The following is a 19599-nucleotide window of genomic DNA, read 5'->3' on the forward strand; positions in this document are numbered from 1 at the left end:
AGCTCCTTCTCTGTTCGCTCGACTTGCATGTATTAGGCACGCCGCCAGCGTTCGTCCTGAGCCAGGATCAAACTCTCCATAAAAAGAAATTTGATTAGCTCAAATTGTTTTGCTGGCATCATGTTTGATGTCCAAAATTTTGTTTCGTTCACCAACTCAAGGTTAGCTACTAAAAACTTTATTGATTACGTTTTGCTTGTTCAGTTTTCAAGGTTCATGTCATTATCTTGTAGTGACAGCTTTTATATCGTACGACATAAAAGTTCGTATGTCAACAAGTTATTTAAAGTTTTTTGGAGCGGGTGATGAGAATCGAACTCACGACATCAGCTTGGAAGGCTGAGGTTTTACCATTAAACTACACCCGCGTGGTAAATTATATTTATTTAAAATGGCGCGCCCGACAGGAGTCGAACCCATAACCTTCTGATCCGTAGTCAGACGCTCTATCCAATTGAGCTACGGGCGCATATTATATAAATCCATAAATTGACTTGGTGCGGCCGAGAGGACTTGAACCTCCACGGGGTTGCCCCCACTAGGCCCTCAACCTAGCGCGTCTGCCGTTCCGCCACGACCGCATTCAATTAGGAACTTTCTTATCATACTATGATAATTCAAAAAGTCAACCTTTTTTCTTAAAAAAGATGAGCCATGAAGGACTCGAACCTTCGACCCTCTGATTAAAAGTCAGATGCTCTACCAACTGAGCTAATGGCTCAAATTAAGAAATGAATGGCTGGGGTACTAGGATTCGAACCTAGGCATGACGGAATCAAAATCCGTTGCCTTACCGCTTGGCTATACCCCAATAAGTGGCGGTCCCGACCGGGATCGAACCGGCGATCTCCTGCGTGACAGGCAGGCATGTTAACCGCTACACCACGGGACCAATGTTACTATATTTTTATGAATTAAACTAATGAAATGACCCCTACGGGATTCGAACCCGTGTTACCGCCGTGAAAGGGCGGTGTCTTAACCACTTGACCAAGGGGCCATGGCTCCGAAGGCAGGACTCGAACCTGCGACAACCTGATTAACAGTCAGGTGCTACTACCAACTGAGCTACTTCGGAATAATTCATATATTTTGCCGTCGTTATCTTGTCGACTTTTACTATTATAGAGACATCTATAACGAACGTCAACCCTTTTTTTATTATTTTTTCATTCCACTAGTTTTAAACGTCCTAAACACTTGCTACAACAGTATTTCCCCACATTCATTCTAATTTTCCTTACATATAATTGTTGGCATTTTACACATGTATATGTATAAAGTCGGCGTTGTTTTTTTTGAGATGTTTTAGGGATTTGCAATACTGAGCAAAAACGAGGAGCGTTCACTTTGACTAATAGCTCTCGAAAATCTTTGTCTCGATGCTGATACCCTTTGCCTTCCAAGTGTAAATGATAATGACATAATTCGTGTCGAACTATACCTTCTACTTCGCTAATACCATACAATTCATAAGCTTTTGGATTAACTTCAATATTGTGCGATTGCAAGAGATAACGTCCACCTGTTGAACGTAGCCTTGAATTAAAATATGCTCGATGCATGAATGGCTTCTGGAAACTTTCTAATGATATTCGACTAACAAGACTTTGTAGTTCCTCATTGTTCATATCTATATCACCTCTAACAATAAGAATACCACACTGCGTAGTATAGACAGTGTGGTATTGATTTATCCCGCATTAACGGATAGTAATTTATCTGTACCGAAAGCGTAGTGGCAGCAAAGCAAATACAATTGCGCCAATGCGAAATTGATTACGCTTCAATAGTTTGATCTTTAGGAGGTAGCATCGTTAGTGAAATGCGGCCTTTTTTGACATCTATTTGTTCTACCCAAACAGTCACAATGTCACCGAGAGCAACAACTTCTAATGGATGTTTAATCCGTCTTTTTTGTAATTTTGAAATATGCACAAGTCCGTCCTGCTTCACGCCAATATCTACAAACGCTCCGAAATCAACTACGTTTCTCACTGTACCTTGTAATTCCATCCCAACTTGTAAATCTTCCATTTTTAAAACATCTGTTTTCAGCAGAGGCTGAGGGAATGCATCACGTGGATCGCGACTTGGTTTCATTAATGTATCCACAATATCTTGGATTGTGACAACTCCAATATCTAAAACTTCACTTAATTTTTCTACATCTAGTTTTGCAATGGCCTCCTCTGCCTTCTGCATCCCAAGCTCTTTTTTATCAATTTGCGCTACCTCTAAAATCTGTTCGGCTACACTATAACTTTCGGGGTGAATGCCCGTAGCATCAAATGCGTTTTTTGCTCCTGGAACACGTAAGAAACCAATTGCTTGTTCATACGTTTTAGCACCAAGTCGCGGAATTTTCTTTAGCTGAGTACGTGTAGTAAATTGTCCATTTTCCTCTCGTACCTTCACAATATTCTCCGCAACCGTTTTAGATAATCCAGAAACGTATTGCAGTAGCGAAGCTGAGGCTGTATTAACATCAACACCAACTTGGTTAACAGCTGTCTCTACTATAAATGTTAAGGACTCCGTCAATTTCTTTTGAGAGACATCATGCTGATACTGACCTACTCCAACTGCTTTGGGCTCAATTTTTACTAACTCCGACAACGGGTCTTGTAAACGACGTGCAATAGAAACCGCACTACGCTGTTCTACCTGTAAATCAGGAAACTCTGCACGAGCAGTTTCAGACGCTGAATAAACAGATGCCCCTGCTTCATTGACAATAACATAGGCCGTATCAGTTTCAAGCTCATTCAATACATCTGCTATAAACTGTTCTGTTTCGCGTGAGGCAGTACCATTACCAATAGCAATTATAGTTATTGGGTATTTTGCTAAAATCTCTTTCACAACCGCTTTCGATTTTGCTACATCTGGCTTTGGCGGATGTGGATAAATGGCTGTAACCTCTAGCATTTTCCCGGTTGCATCTACAACAGCTAACTTACAGCCTGTACGGTACGCCGGATCAACACCCAATACATACTTCCCTTTCATTGGAGGCTGTAATAAAAGATTACGCAAATTCTCAGAGAAAATGTGGATAGCCTGCATCTCTGCCTTTTCAGTAAGTTCATTTCGTAACTCTCGTTCTATAGAAGGCTGAATTAAACGCTTGTACGAATCCTCTATCGCTAGCTTCACCTCGGCAATTGCTGGTGAAGAACCTGTAGCAGGAATCCATTCCTTCCACATAATCATCAATACTCGATCTATTGGTACATGAATTGCTACTTTTAAAATTTCCTCTTTCTCACCACGATTTACAGCTAAAATACGGTGCGGAACAATACGATTTACGGGCTCTTCATATTCGTAATACATTTCGAAAACGTTTTTGTCGTCTGTCTCTGCGTTCTTAACACTTGTTACGAGTACTCCATCTTTCCAGGAATACGTTCGAATTTTTTCACGGATTGCCGCTTCATCAGCAAAGCGCTCTGCTAAAATATCTCGAGCCCCAGCTAACGCATCCTCTACATTAGCAACTTTCTCCTCATCTACGAAAGCCATTGCTAATTGTTCTAAAGCATCACTACGATACTCTAATAGAAGATCCGCAAGAGGTTCTAACCCTTTTTCTTTCGCTATAGTCGCCTTTGTTCGACGTTTTTGTTTATAAGGTCGATATAAATCCTCTACACGCTGTAAAACAGTTGCTGCTTGAATAGCTTGTTCTAATTCAGGTGTTAGTTTATCTTGCTCCTGAATTAATCGTATAACCTCTTCTTTGCGTTGTTCAAGCTGCTGTATGTAGTGATAACGATCCTCTACAGCTTTAATCTGTACCTCATCAAGGGATCCAGTAGCTTCTTTTCGATAACGTGCAATGAATGGCACGGTGTTTCCTTCTTCTAATAATTTAATAACAGCATCAGCTTGACCTGACTTAATAGCTACATCCTTTGCAATGAGCTGTAAAATTTGCTTTTGTTCCACATTATCACTACCTTTTTTCTTTTTATTTTACCATTACACTTTACTAAAATTGCAAAAAAATAGTCTACTCTAAAAGAAGAGTAAACTATTCAATCAATTATACCTTGGCATAATTACGTCTGGAACAACCCCCTCGCTCCAAAAATTTCAGAGCGAAACTCTATCACTTACTAAGATAAATTCCTGTAACTTTTTTATTGCTTTCCTTTGTATTCTTGATACATGCATTTGAGAAATCCCTAATCGTTCCCCAACTTCATTTTGAGTGAGTTGTTCTAAATATGTAAGCTGAATTATTTCTCTTTCTCTCTCATCTAAAATACTCATAGCGTCAGAAACAATCATTCTTTTATTAGTCATTTCAAAGCCGTCATCTTCTTTACCCATAATATCAAATAGTGTTACTGTGCTGCCGTCAGAATCTGACTCTACTGAATGATCCATAGAAAGAGCATGATAACTACGGCTCATCTCCATAGCCTCTAAAACCTCTTCTTCTTCCACTTCTAATTGATCTGCGATTTCCTTAATAGATGGAGAACGCTGCAACTCAATTGTCAATGCTTCCACTGTTGTTTTAATGCGCGGTCCTAATTCTTTTATTCGCCTTGGTACATGAACATCCCAAGTTTTATCACGTAAAAAGCGCTTAATTTCCCCAACAATCGTTGGTACAGCAAATGCTTCAAAGCTCCGACCAACATTAGGATTAAAACGTCTAATTGCACCTAGCAACCCCAGCATACCTACTTGAACAATATCATCATAATGAGATCTACCATTCGAATATTTACGTGCAATGGACTCAACTAAATATCGATAATGCATCACTAAATTTGTTTGTGCTTCATCATCCTCTGTTGATTGGTACAACGCAATCCATCTTAATATATCTTCCTTGGACGAAGTTTTATGTGGTGATTCTTTCGACATTTTTTTCCACCTGCTCTCTAGCAACATACTTTGTCATGAAAACAGTAACGCCACCATCGTTATTTATCATCACCTCATCCATCAAAGTTTCCATTAAATAAAGCCCTAAACCACCTTCTCTTAAACCCGCAATACCCTCTTCAGGATGGTACGGTCCAACTTTCGACTTTATTTCCTCAAAATTGAAACTATTGCCGTAATCTGCAATCATCATTTCTATTTTATTTTCATACAAAGCGCAACCAATGACGATTTCTCCTTCTTCTTCGTCCTTATATGCATGATGTACAACATTCGTTACCGCTTCACTTGCGGCAATTTTTAAGTCCTCAATATCATCATAATTAAACCCAACCCGACTAGCTAAGCCAGAAACCGTCAATCGAATCACACTGACAAATTGCGGTTTTGCAGGAACCCTTATCTCAATATAATCAAATTCCTTCATTTTCGTAATTCCACCTTTTTATCAGTCTCAATATCCATTAAATCGCTTAAACCAGTAATTTCAAACAACCTTTGTAATCTATTCGACAAACCTACAAGTTTAACTTTCCCGTTTTCACGTAACGTTCTTTTATAAAAGGCTACAAAAATACCTAACCCTGTACTATCCATATAATTAACTTTCGATAAATTAAGCACTATTTCTAATCCTTCAATAATTTTCACTGCCTCTAACTCCTCCCTAAGACGTGAAGCAGTATAAGTATCTATTTCGCCCTCAATAAATCCGTATAATTTATTATCTAATTCTTTAAAGTGTATCGCCATATCCATATAGCACACCTCCACCATATTTGTTTGACTGCTTTTCTATTCCCGTAATTACAAAGGTTAAAACCCTATTTTTTTATAATCGCAACTGTAAAATCGTCTGATAGTTTAAAATCCTGCATTTCTTCAATTTGCTTATACAGGAGATTACATAATTGTTGAGCTGATAAGTATTTATTTTCCAATATTAGTGATGTAATGACCTCTCGTGAATTCATTTCATCATGCGTTCTGAATTCCGTAACACCATCCGTCATCATTATTACGATATCATTTTCTTCCAAAACAATTTCGTTGTACGAATATTTCGTTTCTGGCAACACCCCCAGTAATAATCCTGTCGATTCCAAAGGAAAAAATTCATTATGTTTAGCGCAATAATGGAGGGCCGGCTCGTGACCTGCAGAAGCATAAGAAAAAATACTCTTTCGCATATCCAAGCAACCGTAAAACATAGAAACAAACATACTGTCGTCTACACTCTTTTCAATTACTCGATTGATGACCTCTAATACATACGAAGGTTCTTTATATGCATATTCTAACGTTTCAAGACCGTATTTCACCATAGTCATACATAATGCAGCGGGAACACCTTTACCTACCACATCTGTCACAGCTACACTCAAATAATCCTCTCGATTATATAAAAAATGTACATAATCTCCATTCATCTTCCGGTTTGGGATAGATATCATTCCTATATCAATACTTGAAAGTTGTGGTACGTCTGTTTTAAGTAATGTTTTCTGAATGTTTGTAGCGATTTTCATTTCCATCTCATACTCTGCTTGTTTTTGTAATAAACTTTGGTGCTCCCTATGAGCCATTCCATAATGCACCATAACTTCGATAAGAAAATCATATGCGAGCTGTTCTTCACTCATTCTACATGGAAATAGTTTCTCAACTGCGTTTTTATGGACACTTACAACATCCTCTGGAGATATATTCTTTTGGATTAACTGGCGAATGAAATTTTGAGCAATATACAAATTCTTTTCAGTTTGATCGGTCATATAATCTGACAAAATCTTTTTATATTGTGATTCTAATTGTTCCAAAAATTCCACATCCTAACGCAGCCATTTTTCAGCTCTTATCGTTGTTCCTTCTCCTACAATCGATTGAATAACCATATTGTCCATCAATCGATTAACGCCTGGTAAACCTGCACCGAGCCCTCCTGAAGTGGAATAGCCATCCTCCATCACTTTCCGAACATCCTCTATTCCTGGACCCTGATCAGTTGCAATAACAATTATCTTCTTCTCAGTGTCTGTCTCAACTTTTTCAATTTCAATGACACCTATCCTTGCATATAAATATATATTTCGGGCTAGTTCACTTATAGCTGTGGTGATTCGTGCCTGATCAACAGTGTCAAATCCAAGCGCCTTTGCTTCGTCACGCCCCAGTTGTCTTGCTGCTACTATATCCCACTCAGTAATAATTTCAACCGAAGACTTAATTGTCACTGTCGCCCCCCCAATTCCTTTCGGAGTTATACTCTTACACTTTAATTCAGATCATCTTATCAACTTTTACCTTGGCGTAATTGAACTGTCGCTACGTTAACACTACGCTTTCGCACAGACAATCTTGTTGCTGAACGATGATAAAATTCTATTTTTATTTTCTTAAACCTCTCGATATTTTTTCAAAAATCTATTCAAAATATAGATCTTGAGTATATCTTAAATCTATTAATACCATTTTTGAATAACGATTTCAATTTATGGTAATAAAGTATTTGAGAGTACAATATCAATTTCCCCTTGACGGAATTGTAGCTGTCGCCACAGAAAACTTTTGTTGCTGTCGCTTCGCTTTCGCACAGAAAATATTGTTGAATAAAGATAAAAAAGCATCGAGATGAAAATTCATCTCGATGCCACTATACACATATGTATATCAAAATTTAACAAGCCCTAAACTAATCATCAATGCACCATCAACTTTCTCCATCAACGCATTGTCAAGTTGCGTAATACGATCTGTCAATCTTGACTTATCAATCGTCCGCACTTGCTCGAGCAGAATAACCGAATCACGTTCAAAACCATACTTTTCAGCATTAATTTCAACGTGCGTCGGTAATTTTGCTTTTTGAATCTGTGCAGTGATAGCTGCGATGATGACAGTCGGACTAAATCGATTGCCAATATCATTTTGAATAATTAGCACCGGCCTAGTGCCCCCTTGCTCGGACCCAACTACCGGCGATAAATCTGCAAAAAAAACGTCACCACGTTTTACATTCAAAGTGTCATCCCCCGCTAACGAGACGCTCCACCGTATGTTGTGCTTCATATTCTGCGTGCAAGCATTCACTTGCAATACTCAGGTTTATATGAGACATTTCAACATATCCTTTCATCATAGCTTCCCGTATTTGATTTGGTTGCTCCTGCATTAAAACTTTGCGCGACAAAATACGCGCAAAAGATTCACTCTCAATTACTTCCTTTGTTTGTAGAAACAGTCTATCCTGAACAGCAATTGTAGCTTCTCTTAACTTTTTCTCGTACACAGCAAGCACCTCCAACGGAACCATCCACTTTTCATTACTACCCATTCTACCATTGAAAGATATTGTTGAAAAGACACGAAATGACAAAATATCTGACAATTTAAAGTCCAAGTTGTAAAAATATGTAGGTTGTCGAAGGTATTTGCCGAATATTCACCTTGCAATTCGTTACAAAATATGAATGAATCAGCTTCTTAGTAAATCTTCTATAGTTGTTATTTACCAAGTTGTTTAGTGTTTAGATATAGTATTCATTTATCCAAATTTAAATGTCAAAACTATTTAAGACCGCCTATAACAAAATCCTTAAGTAACTTTTTAGGTTAAGTCCAGATTAAATGTATAATCTAGGAACTCTCGCTGTAATAATGCATGGTACTTCATAATTAATGGTTTCAAGCTTTGCTGCCCATTCATTCATTGAAATAGCATCATGTCCTTGAGGACCAATGAGTGTTACCTTCTCACCTATAGCATATGCTTTAGGCAAGGCAACCATACATTGGTCCATACAAATTCGTCCAACAATCGGCATTCTTTGTCCATCAATTAGTACTTCTTGTCCACCTAATTTACGAATCACCCCATCAGCATAGCCTACTGGTATTGTTCCTATCCACATATCCGAAGGAGCCTCAAAAGTAGCTCCATAGCCTACTGAATCCCCTGCTTGTAACTGTTTCACATGAACAAGCTCACTCTCAAGCGAAAACGCTGGCTGTAACGGAAATGGTAAAATACTTTCTACATAAGAAGATGGTGATAATCCATACATCGATATACCATATCTAACAGCATCAAATTGTAAATGTGCATCTTTTACTAAAGATGTAGCCGTGTTTGATGCATGAACAAGTCTAGGTTTTTCGGGCAATGCAGTTACACATTTCTCAAAAAATTGTACTTGTCTATCAAAGTATGAAGTATCCTCTTCATCCGCAGTCGCAAAATGTGTAAATATCCCATCAAGCTCCACATTCACTGTATTTTGTATTGTTTGATATAGATCCAATAATTCTTGTTCTGAACGAACGCCAATTCTGCCCATTCCACTATCTACTTTAATATGTAGTCGTAAAGGACTTGCTTCATTAGCTATGAACGGAGCCGCTTGCTGTACCCATTCACTTGCAAATGCCGTAAGAATAATGCGCTGTTGGGCAGCATATAGTGCAAATGAAACTGGAGAGGCACCTAATATTAGTATGTCTGGCTCTTCAAAATGTGCTCGAATATGTAATGCTTCATCTGGCGTTGCCACTGCAAGCATTGTTGCACCTGCCTCAAGTGCTGCTTTTGCAACGGCTACATCTCCGTGACCGTATGCATTTGCCTTTACGACAGCTATAATTTGAACATTAGGTCGAAGTAGCATTTTCAAATTTTTTACGTTTTGTTGAATTGCTTGTAAGTCTACTACTGCTTTAGTTGGTCTAAAATATTGCTGTGTCTCCATTAGAATACCCTCTTTATTTTTTATTAAAACATTATGTATTGAATAAATTGCCTTTTTTATACTATTTTTATATAATTCGTTCTATTTTAGACTAATCTTCTACATAACTTTTATCATATATGACTTAACAACTTCTAAACAGTGTTAATTTTCTTCAAAACTGTACTTATTTACTTAACGAGCTACAGCTTTCCATATAGAAAGCTGTAGCTAGAAAAATTATTTCATACTACCTATCGTCATAGAAGTGGCTACTTGCACCATTTCTTCACGAGTCAATTTACTAGAGGCTACAAAGAATTCAACGCCGTCCTTTTCCCAGCTAATAGAGGTATCGGTAATAGCACCAATCGTAAAGCCTAAATCTACCGGATCACCAGGAGACGATACTGGCAACATAGCAGCCTCTTTCGAAACTGGCTGTTGCATGACAGTAAATGGCTTGTCACCGTCGAATGTTAAGATGACACGGTCCATTCCACCCTCTCGCATAACTTTCTCTTCCACCATCTTCGTATTTTCTAAATTTACAACAGGGTAGTGTGTTTGGAACTCTTTATTTTCGGCTTCTGCACTTACTGCCTTTTTCTCTTCATTTCCATTCGGGTTATTGTTGCTCTCCTTACTGTCTTTGTTGTCTTTGTTATCTTTTTTATCTTTTTCTGATGGTGTAGCTTGTTCACCTTTTGTTTCATCTGATTCTGTAAATTGCTCAACCGCATACTCTTTAGCAGCGTGTTGAACACCTAATTTAATATTTTTAAATGTGATACGAATTTGTTCTTCTTTTACATCATTCATAATTACTACGGAAGTAGGAAGCATTGTTTTCTTATCAACTGTTATAACCTGATGAGGCATACTATTTTTATAGCTATTTCTAGTAGCCGCTTCAAATATATATGCTTTGTCCTCTTCTTTCATGACTAAATTTTTATCTTGAGCTAAATCTTCTGCTAGTGCACCTATTAAATAAGCTTGACTATTTTTCTTGGGCCAATCACTTTGGAATTTATACATTTTGTTTAATGTAGGTGTCACAACAAAAACTCCATCTGCATTTCGCACTATCATTTGTGAAACATCTTTCCCACTTTCTACTACTTCTACTCGATAAAAATCAGGTTTCGTATGCCAAACTGTTACATCATATTTTTTGGGATCTCCACCAGATTTAATCTCCATCGTAGCATTCAACTCATAACCATTTGCTTCTGCCCATTTCCCATTAACTTTCTTCAACACTTTTTCCTGTGAGTCTGTACCACATGCCGATAAAAGTAATATCGTACAAAATAAGACGAGCCATTTAACTATTCGGTTGCCCACGCTTTCACCCTTTCCTTCTTTCAAATCCACTACGACAATATATGAACCGTATTTGTCAGTTATGTCATTTGAACAAGGGCAATATATTTATCTTCACTCAGAAATTTATTTTTCTTTTAACTTCTTTCAACGGATATTTGGACAACCGCTGAAATAGAGGAACTCAGTCTAAGAACGCCACGTCCTGTAGCAACGACTGAGTGACCAACTTCGTGTTGGCCTAAAGCCTCCGGCGGACGTCACGGAATCGGCAAGGAGTTCTTTGTGCAAGCAAAGCCGATTCCAGACCCAATTATGCCAAGGCATAATTGATTAGCTTATCACCATAACGTAGGGTTGATTTCCGCTCCGGCTGGGGGCGTCAGTCTTCACTCCAATTAACTTTATCTAAATGGTATACGTTTTAAAAATGTCATCCACAACTTTTGGTGATGAGCTTTTTTAATATTTTTATGGCGCAAGCTTTGTTTATCATTATTTATTGTAATAATATTACTTGTGCCGCAGCGTATTGCTTAGAATGTGTTATACTTACAAATCCATTTGCAAGCTGTCCTTTGAAATATAAAACCGGATTTCCAGCTTCCCCTCTTAAAACTTCAATATCATGAAGCTTACATTCTTCACCAATACCAGTTCCCAATGCTTTTGAAAATGCTTCTTTTGCAGCGAATCGTCCAGCTAAAAATTCTATTTTACGAGTTTCTGAATGTGCATCAAACAAAACTCTTTCCTTTTCAGTTAAAATGCGATCTTTAAATTTATTTGTTCTTCTTATTGCTTTAGCAATACGGTCAATTTCTACAATGTCAAGACCAATTCCTTTAATCATTTGAACTTCTCCTTTTCCTATTTCTAAAAAGCCATGTATAATAATTGTAAATTGAGGTGGAGTTATGTTTAGTAGAACAGAAAATTTTAAGCAATATACAAAGTATTATCCGATTGTTTCAACATTAATAGCGGTTAATTTAATTGTTTATGTACTAACTATTTTACCTGGAGTAGGAGAAAATGTATTGAATTACGGATTTCAATCGAACTTCCTTATACGATCTGGTGAATGGTGGCGTGTTTTTACTGCAATGTTTTTACATGCTGGCTTTTCGCACGTTTTCTTTAATATGTTTTCATTGTATTTATTCGGACCAGAGCTTGAAAGAATTGCTGGCAAGGTACGTTTTACTACAATTTATTTAATGTCTGGTATTGTAGGTAACATGGCAACCTATTTACTTTATGATAGTAGCTATCAAAGTCTTGGTGCAAGCGGAGCTGTTTTCGGAATATTCGGTGCTTTCGGAGCGCTTGTCTACTATACACGTCGTACAATGCCGATGCTTCGTAAACTTATTTTGCCCATCATTGTGATCAGTGTTATCATGACTTTCCTACAGCCAAATGTGAATGTCTATGCTCACTTAGGCGGCTTAGTAACAGGTTTCCTTCTTGGACTCGTTTACTTACATCCAAAAAGAATTTTAAGCTGGCGTAAACAAAAGATGGCGGGTAAGTAATAAGTACAAGAGGAGCAATCCTCCGTGATAAGCTATCATCACGGATTGCTCCTCTTATTTTTATACTAGAGTGATATACAATTCGTCAATTTCAAAGTGCGACCGTATCCTCTTTCGCTGCCTTTATTTTTTTCCATTCAACTGCTGTTAAGCCATAGACAACTTGGTCTACATGATGATCATAAAGCCACTCAGCATCTCTTAAACGTCCCTCTTCATGAAACCCTAACACTTTTGGAATTGTACGACTTCGAATATTCCCTACCGCTACTCGCACTTCAATGCGATTTAATTTTAAATAGCTAAAGGCATAATCAATAAATGCTTTCATAGAATTTGTGACTAAGCCCTTACCAACAAATTCGTCCCCCAACCAATATCCAATACTTGTCCATTTATGTTGCCAATTCACTTGATGATAGCCAATCACTCCAGCAAGCTTCCCCTCATAATAGATCCCCGCTTGTAGGCCATTATTATCTGCGTATTGTTGCATCGCACCTCTTACAAATCGCTCTGTATCCTCTACTGTTTTCACATCATCTACAAAAGGTAACCATTCACGCAACGTATCTCTCGAACGATCCGTCAACGCGAATAATTCATCTACGTCACTTAAATCCAATAATTTTAAATACGTGTTCTTATTAATATCATACTTAAACAAAATTACCACCCCTTTTGTTTGATTTATTCTATTATAAACAGTATATTTGCATATTTATAGATAAAAAAGGCTAATCCTCCTATTAATTGTAAAGATTAGCCAAACTCTTGCTTTCAATGTTCATACCAAGATAATATTGTTTCAGCATCTTGCTGCTCTAAGTTTCGTACATTCCCTGCCATACCGGTCATACCTGACATGACCGTTGCTTTTACAGACATAACCTTCTTTCTTTTTTGAAAATAGGTTTGAGTAGTCCCAATAGATTGTATGCGTTTTTTCTCCATAAAGAATGTAGTACGACTGAACACACGATATTGCATAGTTAGTTGCTTTCCATCGATCATATAACCAGCTGATTTATGTTGCCAAACACCCATTACTATTGTTAATGGAATTAATAATAACGAAAGCAACCCATACGGATATAAGAAGTAACTACATGCACCAATTATAGGTATGAGCCAAACAAAATCAATTCGGTAAAAAAATGGACGAGCTCGTTCTGGTGAATAAATAAATTCTGGACGCCAATTTATATCTGGAAAAAGTTGCTCTAGCGTTCCCAAACAATCCTGCTTCTGAATAAGTGGGAACAGAGTAATTTTCTTATCATTTCCTTCTCCACCATTTCCTCCAGCACTCTCAACGACAACTGTGGCGAAGCCAAATAATTGGCGCACTGGATTCTCTACAATACGAATCGCCTGAATTCTATTTAACGGTAAAGTAATTCGTTTTTTCTCAATTAGCCCTTTTGTAATAATAAGCTTTTCATCTTCAATTCGGACTGTATATTGGTAATAATTGAACAGTGTAATAACAAATGACACAAACCATGCCAGAATTAGGCTGAATATCACTGTTAGTACAACTAAAAATGCACCAATTTTCGCAAAGTCAGCTAGCTCGTTAAAAATTTCCTCATATGGGATTATTTCTGAAATCTGAGGGATAAATGCTGCTACCCCGGACAGAACAAACCCAATTCCACCTGAAGTTATGGCCAATATAAGCAAATCACGTATCGACATATGATAAATAGTTGGAACTGGTACTTCCTCTATTAGCGACTGTTCATCATTCATCTGTTCATTTATTTGGTTCTTTGCACGACGCATTTCTAGCTCTATGACATCTGCCTCTACCTTACGTATAGCCGTTAACTCTACCTCAGGCTTTCTATCCTTACTCCCCGCAGTTTCAACCTGAACTTTTACTAAGCCAAATAATCGATGAAAAATACCCTCATTATAATTTAAGCTCTGAATACGTTCAAATGGGATATAACGTTTCTTTTTAACGAATAAACCATACTTTACACGCAATTCTCCATCTTCAAACCAATATACAAAGGTACGCCACTTAACAATGCCACTAACAAGCGCAAGTAAGGCCCCTACTCCCCATATACCGAATAAGAAAATCGTCCGCCAAAAATTATCACTATGGAAATTAAAGGAGAAGTGAAAACCATTAGTTATGATAATAACAACTAACGGAAAAATCATACTTTTTAATGCTTTTGCACTCGCGATAACAGCCGATATCGGGTGTAAACGATTAATTTCCTTAGACATCATCTTCCGCCACCCTTGCTAATTCCGAAATACGTGCACGAAGCCTATCAGCCTCGTCCATTACAAGTGCAGGAATTGTATGTACAGTTGCTGCTGTAGATATTGAAATATTACCTAAACCATATTTTTTTAATATCGGTCCTTGCGTCGTATCAACATGCTGTACACGCACCATTGGAATAAGTGTACGTTTAACAACGAATAAACCATGTTGCACCTCGATTTCATTGTCACGCACCTCATAGCGCCAGCGTTCCCATCTTATCTTTGGAAATAAATAAGTGGATAGGACAGCACTAAGTATGACTACAGCAACGGCAATGAAATAAATATATGATGGCCATTCATAATAATATGTGCCGTAGCATGCAAACGCCGCTACAATCAAAAGTAATAATGTTTGCAATACACCATATAAACGCCACACTGTTAACCCTTTCTTAGAAATCATATGCATTGGTTCTGTTCTCAAAGTCGTTCCCTCTCTTTCTTTAACTACGTATACGTAATCAGTAATCATTTTGTTTCAAAATTATATCAATTTTCGCCTTGGCGTAATTGCCGCTGACGCTTCGCTTTCGCTACAGAAAACATTTGCCGCTGACGCTTCGCTTTCGCGCAGAAAACATTTGTAGCTGTCGCTTCGCTTTCGCACAGATGAATTGCCACTGGACGTGGTGTTCTTAGACCGATTTCCTCTATTTCAGCGGGTGCTTGGACACCTGCTGAAAAAAGTTAAAAAAAACCTTACAGCCATTTTGACTGTAAGGTTTAATCATTTCCATGAAGATAAAATTAGTCTTCGTGACGACGTGGTGCGCGTGAACGACCTTGTCCACCTTCACGGCGTCCGCCTTCTCGACGAGTTCCACCGCTTCCTCCACGACGATCTCCGCCGCTTCCTCCACGACGATCTCCGCCACTTCCTCCACGACGATCTCCGCCACGTCCGCCTTCTCGACGTCCGTTAAAGCTACGGTTACCGCCACGTCCACGATCTCCACCGCCACGGTTGTTAGAACGCTCACGACGCATTGGTAATGGTCGTTCTTCAGTAATTGTTACTGGCGAGTCATCTGGCTCTTTTGTTAATGAACGAAGTGCAGCAGCTACAACATCGATTGCATCATGGTTTTCAAGTAATTCTGTCGCAAGTGTACGATAATCACCTAAGTTGTTGTTCGCAATAAGACCTTCTAGTGTTTCCAAAGCTAGGCGTTGTTGACCAACTAAAGCTTCGTCAGTTGTTGGTGGACGAAGTGGTGTCATACGTTTTTTCGTTGTCTCTTCTACAATACGTAGGTAACCCATTTCGCGTGGTGTTACAAATGTTACTGCAAGACCTGATTTACCTGCACGACCTGTACGACCAATACGGTGAACATAAGACTCCGGATCTTGAGGAATATCGAAGTTATAAACATGTGTTACACCAGAAATATCAAGACCACGAGCAGCTACATCTGTTGCCACAAGAATATCAATTTTATTTTCTTTAAATTGACGTAACACAGAAATACGTTTTGCTTGGCTTAAGTCACCATGGATTCCTTCAGCAAGATAACCACGGATTGATAATGCTTGTGCAAGCTCATCCACGCGACGTTTTGTACGTCCAAAGATGATCGCAAGTTCTGGTTGGTGAACGTTTAATAAACGAGATAAAATGTCGAATTTTTCACGCTCAGCAGACTTCACAAAATATTGATCGATGTTATCAACTGTTAGTTCTTTCGCTTTAATTTTTACGATTTCTGGATCACGCATAAATGTTTCAGCAATTTTACGGATTGCTGGTGGCATTGTTGCTGAGAACAATAATGTTTGACGTTCAGAAGGCACATTTTCTAAGATTGAATTAATATCATCGATAAAGCCCATATTTAACATTTCATCAGCTTCATCAAGTACCAATGTTTGAACATCTTCTAGTTTTAAAGTACGACGATTAATATGGTCAATAATACGACCAGGTGTACCTACGATAATTTGAGGTTTATTTTTCAGTGCACGGATTTGACGGCCGATTTCTTGACCACCGTAAACTGATAACAATTTTACACGTTTATCATAACCAATTTTATATAGCTCTTCTGAAACTTGAATCGCTAATTCACGAGTTGGAGCAATTACTAATGCTTGGATATTAGGGTTTTTCGGGTCAATTTTTTCGATAAGTGGAATCCCGAAAGCGGCAGTTTTACCTGTACCTGTTTGCGCTTGACCTAATACATCACGGCCTTCAATTGCAAAACGAATAGTACCTTCTTGGATTGGTGTTGCTTCTTCAAATCCCATACGCTTTACTGAGCGTAATGTAGATTCGCTAATATTTAATTCTGAAAAATTTGTCAAACTTCTCAATCTCCTTTTTCTGCTTTTAAGTTGACAAATGGTTACATTTTCAGATGAAGTTGTCGGCAAATTCGAGCCTGTGTTTTGGAACGTTTCCGTTACTTAAAATTTTTCTCTATATGATGGTCACATAGAGCTCTCTTATATGAAAAGGAAAGCCCGGTCTTTACCGAGCGGTTTGATTCTGTCGTAATTATTCACTTTAGAATAAAACCGTTGTGTTCAAAAAAAAGTACTCTTCAATCAAATATGAAGAGTCTTCGCACAAAATGTATCCATTGCTTACACTAGTCTAACATGGGATTAAAACGTATGCAACGATAACGCATGAGTCGTAATAATCTGACTACTTTACGCACTCATTAAAAACGACAAAACGTAAGAAAACCATTCAGAACAATCTTCATCATAACATATATGATGCTTCCCTTTATCAGAAAAATACAAAGTTTTATCGTTTGAGGTTACTTGATCATATAAAAATTGAGCCGTGTGATATGGTACTATTCCGTCTAATTTCCCTTGTACAATATACACCGGAATTTTAATATCTTTATAATACGGCTCCACCATTCGAACAAGCTTCATGAATTCTATCGTTGACGATAGTGGCACATGATTAAATTTATGCCGGTACCGTAAAAACAATTCATTACTAGACAGATTACGATGATACGCCTCAGTGGCAAGCATTTTAAAATCTTTGACTAGTTGCTTCGGACTCACATACTTGGCAGCTGCGCTTAGTAATACAAGCTTTTTCACTTTATAACGTTTAGCTAAATAGAGCGCTATAATGCCACCCATTGAAAACCCAACTACTATTACTTCGTCTACTTTTTTAGCAAGAGCACGAAAAGCGAGCTCGGCATCCATTAGCCAATGCTTGGCAGTGAAACCACGCATTTGCAATTCCTCCCCATGTCCTGACAAAGTAGGTTCTTCAATCAGCCAATTTATATGCGTACGTAAATAGGTAGTAAAAGGTTCTACTTCATAAGGCCCGCCTGAAAATCCATGTATACATAACACACCTACTGACATTTTTTTCACCTCTAAATTGTAACTCATTTAAATCAAGAATTTAAAGAATCGGTGAAAGAGTATCCCACCGATTCCTTGTTTCATTTTATGACGTGAATGCACGTAAGATTGTTTCTAATTTCATACCGCGAGAGCCTTTTAGTAAAACGATAGCCTCCTCGTTAGCTTGCTGTAGTTTTTCGATAATTGGCGTATAATCATCCTCAACATATAGCAAATGTTCCTCATCAAAACGCTCTTTTAAGACTTCATTTAAATAAGCCATTCTTGGGCCAAATAAACATACATAAGCAATTTCTTCTGCATGAATATCCTTCGATAAATCTTCATGGAAATGTTTTTCATTTGGGCCAAGTTCAAGCATATCACCTAACACAAGCCATTTTTCTGGGCGGATCGTTGTCGATGCTACAAATTGAATAGCCGCCTTCATAGAGGTTGGTGCAGCATTGTATGCATCATTAATAAACAATGCCCCGTTTGATCCATTCACTTGTTGCATGCGCATATCCGTTAGAGCTACTTGTTTTAAGGATGCACGAATTTGGTCATCGTTTAAACCTAACTTTTGAGAAATTAACATAGCGACTAATGTATTTTTCACCTGGTGCTTCCCGAGAACGGAAATAAAGAAATCTCCTTCAATCACACCATGTGTAGAGAAGCCACTACCATCAGAAGTTGCTTCAATATTGTCTGCATACAATAGATTGTCATGCTCTAAGCCAAATGCCACTGCATTTAACTGCTGCTCTTTTGCAACTAGCTCCTGAAGCAGCAGTTCATCTCCATCATAAAATAGCACGCCATCCGGTTGCATTCCTTGAATTATTTCAAACTTTGCTTTAGCGATTCCGGCACGTGAGCCTAAATCTTGCATATGAGCCTCGCCAATGTTTGTAATCACCGTCATATGTGGACGAGCAAGTTTCGTTAAAAATTCTATTTCACCAAAACCACTCATACCCATTTCAAGCACAGCAACGTCCGTATCTTCATCTAGCTGTAAAACCGTAATAGGTAAACCTAGTTCATTATTAAAATTCCCAATGGTCTTTTGTACTTTAAAAAATGGTGTTAGCGTTCCCGCTAAAATATCTTTTGTTGATGTTTTACCGTTTGAACCAGTAATGCCAATAAATTTCGCTTTATGCTCACTACGATAGGCACGAGCCATTTGCTGAAGCGCCACTTCTGGATCATCTACAAAGAGTAATGGTACACCTTGAGGTGGATTCGGTTCATCTTTCTGCCAAAGAGAAGCACCTGCTCCTTTTTCAATAGCCTGCTGAACGAATTTATGACCATTGGCCGTCTCACCACGAAATGGTACAAACAGGTCCCCTTGTTGAATTGTACGTGTATCAATGGAAATTCCTGATACTACCGAGTCACCAAAAGCTGGTACATCCTCATTTAACCATGTAGCTAACTGCTTTAATGTTTTTTTCACA

General features: G+C 38.1%; 19 protein-coding genes, 8 tRNA genes and 1 rRNA gene. 1 reads left to right on the top strand and 27 read right to left on the bottom strand.

Going from position 1 to position 19599, the window contains the following annotated elements; translation table 11 throughout:
- From ACQKOG_RS04640 to acpS, 21 genes are all read right to left on the bottom strand, one after another.
- Window positions 1-83: ribosomal RNA gene (locus tag ACQKOG_RS04640) — 16S ribosomal RNA — on the bottom strand; the annotation flags it as partial.
- A gap of 211 nt (window positions 84-294) precedes the next feature.
- A tRNA-Gly gene (locus ACQKOG_RS04645) sits at window positions 295-368 on the bottom strand.
- 24 nt (window positions 369-392) lie between these two features.
- Window positions 393-469: transfer RNA gene (locus ACQKOG_RS04650), tRNA-Arg, on the bottom strand.
- Between the two features lie 26 nt (window positions 470-495).
- Window positions 496-581: transfer RNA gene (locus ACQKOG_RS04655), tRNA-Leu, on the bottom strand.
- Between the two features lie 67 nt (window positions 582-648).
- Window positions 649-721, bottom strand: a tRNA-Lys gene (locus ACQKOG_RS04660).
- A gap of 15 nt (window positions 722-736) precedes the next feature.
- Window positions 737-811 (bottom strand) — tRNA-Gln (locus ACQKOG_RS04665).
- Between the two features lie 5 nt (window positions 812-816).
- Window positions 817-892 (bottom strand) — tRNA-Asp (locus tag ACQKOG_RS04670).
- Between the two features lie 36 nt (window positions 893-928).
- Window positions 929-1000 (bottom strand) — tRNA-Glu (locus ACQKOG_RS04675).
- 1 nt (window position 1001) lies between these two features.
- A tRNA-Asn gene (locus tag ACQKOG_RS04680) sits at window positions 1002-1078 on the bottom strand.
- A gap of 91 nt (window positions 1079-1169) precedes the next feature.
- Window positions 1170-1631, bottom strand: coding sequence for a SprT family protein (locus ACQKOG_RS04685; RefSeq protein ID WP_370079919.1), 462 nt, complete (start codon window positions 1629-1631; stop codon window positions 1170-1172).
- A 148-nt stretch (window positions 1632-1779) separates the two neighbouring features.
- Complete coding sequence (locus ACQKOG_RS04690; RefSeq protein WP_370079921.1) at window positions 1780-3954, bottom strand: Tex family protein; 2175 nt, start codon at window positions 3952-3954, stop codon at window positions 1780-1782.
- Between the two features lie 147 nt (window positions 3955-4101).
- A complete protein-coding gene (gene sigB / locus ACQKOG_RS04695) occupies window positions 4102-4887 on the bottom strand; it encodes an RNA polymerase sigma factor SigB (protein ID WP_370079923.1) in 786 nt (261 codons plus the stop codon).
- Window positions 4865-5335, bottom strand: coding sequence for an anti-sigma B factor RsbW (gene rsbW, locus ACQKOG_RS04700; protein WP_370079925.1), 471 nt, complete (start codon window positions 5333-5335; stop codon window positions 4865-4867). Before rsbW ends, sigB begins: the two co-directional genes overlap by 23 nt.
- A complete protein-coding gene (locus ACQKOG_RS04705; protein ID WP_370079927.1) occupies window positions 5332-5667 on the bottom strand; it encodes an anti-sigma factor antagonist in 336 nt (111 codons plus the stop codon). The genes rsbW and ACQKOG_RS04705 overlap by 4 nt, the downstream gene beginning before the upstream one ends.
- Window positions 5668-5732: 65 nt before the next feature.
- Entirely contained in the window at window positions 5733-6728 is a 996-nt protein-coding gene (locus tag ACQKOG_RS04710) for a PP2C family protein-serine/threonine phosphatase (protein WP_370079929.1), read from the bottom strand.
- A gap of 12 nt (window positions 6729-6740) precedes the next feature.
- Window positions 6741-7142 carry an anti-sigma regulatory factor gene (locus ACQKOG_RS04715; RefSeq protein WP_370079931.1) on the bottom strand — a complete coding sequence of 134 codons (402 nt, stop codon included), beginning with the start codon at window positions 7140-7142 and terminating at the stop codon, window positions 6741-6743.
- A gap of 436 nt (window positions 7143-7578) precedes the next feature.
- Window positions 7579-7929: a type II toxin-antitoxin system PemK/MazF family toxin gene (locus ACQKOG_RS04720; protein WP_370079933.1), complete on the bottom strand. Its 351-nt coding sequence runs from the start codon at window positions 7927-7929 to the stop codon at window positions 7579-7581.
- A 4-nt stretch (window positions 7930-7933) separates the two neighbouring features.
- Window positions 7934-8197, bottom strand: coding sequence for a hypothetical protein (locus ACQKOG_RS04725; protein WP_049663444.1), 264 nt, complete (start codon window positions 8195-8197; stop codon window positions 7934-7936).
- A gap of 334 nt (window positions 8198-8531) precedes the next feature.
- Window positions 8532-9653, bottom strand: coding sequence for an alanine racemase (alr, locus tag ACQKOG_RS04730; RefSeq protein WP_402870228.1), 1122 nt, complete (start codon window positions 9651-9653; stop codon window positions 8532-8534).
- Between the two features lie 219 nt (window positions 9654-9872).
- The gene (locus ACQKOG_RS04735; protein ID WP_370079937.1) at window positions 9873-10982 is read right to left on the bottom strand and encodes a LolA family protein; all 1110 of its coding nucleotides are present in this window, start codon (window positions 10980-10982) and stop codon (window positions 9873-9875) included.
- Between the two features lie 478 nt (window positions 10983-11460).
- On the bottom strand, window positions 11461-11814 hold the full coding sequence (acpS, locus tag ACQKOG_RS04740) for a holo-ACP synthase (protein WP_370079939.1): 354 nt from the start codon (window positions 11812-11814) through the stop codon (window positions 11461-11463).
- Between the two features lie 64 nt (window positions 11815-11878).
- Between acpS and ACQKOG_RS04745 the strand changes: the two genes are divergently transcribed.
- On the top strand, window positions 11879-12499 hold the full coding sequence (locus ACQKOG_RS04745) for a rhomboid family intramembrane serine protease (protein ID WP_337988590.1): 621 nt from the start codon (window positions 11879-11881) through the stop codon (window positions 12497-12499).
- Between the two features lie 91 nt (window positions 12500-12590).
- Here the strand turns inward: ACQKOG_RS04745 and ACQKOG_RS04750 are convergent, their stop codons facing one another.
- The 6 genes from ACQKOG_RS04750 to ACQKOG_RS04775 form a co-directional block, all read right to left on the bottom strand.
- On the bottom strand, window positions 12591-13166 hold the full coding sequence (locus ACQKOG_RS04750) for a GNAT family N-acetyltransferase (protein WP_370079942.1): 576 nt from the start codon (window positions 13164-13166) through the stop codon (window positions 12591-12593).
- A gap of 113 nt (window positions 13167-13279) precedes the next feature.
- Window positions 13280-14746, bottom strand: coding sequence for a PH domain-containing protein (locus ACQKOG_RS04755; RefSeq protein ID WP_402870224.1), 1467 nt, complete (start codon window positions 14744-14746; stop codon window positions 13280-13282).
- Complete coding sequence (locus ACQKOG_RS04760) at window positions 14739-15218, bottom strand: PH domain-containing protein (protein ID WP_370079946.1); 480 nt, start codon at window positions 15216-15218, stop codon at window positions 14739-14741. The genes ACQKOG_RS04755 and ACQKOG_RS04760 overlap by 8 nt, the downstream gene beginning before the upstream one ends.
- 323 nt (window positions 15219-15541) lie before the next feature.
- Window positions 15542-17101: a DEAD/DEAH box helicase gene (locus ACQKOG_RS04765; RefSeq protein WP_370079947.1), complete on the bottom strand. Its 1560-nt coding sequence runs from the start codon at window positions 17099-17101 to the stop codon at window positions 15542-15544.
- 351 nt (window positions 17102-17452) lie between these two features.
- Window positions 17453-18145 (bottom strand): alpha/beta hydrolase, encoded by a 693-nt coding sequence (locus ACQKOG_RS04770; protein ID WP_370079949.1) that lies wholly within the window; start codon window positions 18143-18145, stop codon window positions 17453-17455.
- Between the two features lie 85 nt (window positions 18146-18230).
- Window positions 18231-19598 carry a UDP-N-acetylmuramoyl-tripeptide--D-alanyl-D-alanine ligase gene (locus tag ACQKOG_RS04775; protein WP_402870220.1) on the bottom strand — a complete coding sequence of 456 codons (1368 nt, stop codon included), beginning with the start codon at window positions 19596-19598 and terminating at the stop codon, window positions 18231-18233.
- Between the last annotated feature and the right edge of the window lies 1 nt (window position 19599).

Origin of the sequence: Lysinibacillus sp. NPDC093216 (genome assembly GCF_050280325.1) — a bacterium.
In the GTDB taxonomy this organism is placed as follows: domain Bacteria; phylum Bacillota; class Bacilli; order Bacillales_A; family Planococcaceae; genus Lysinibacillus.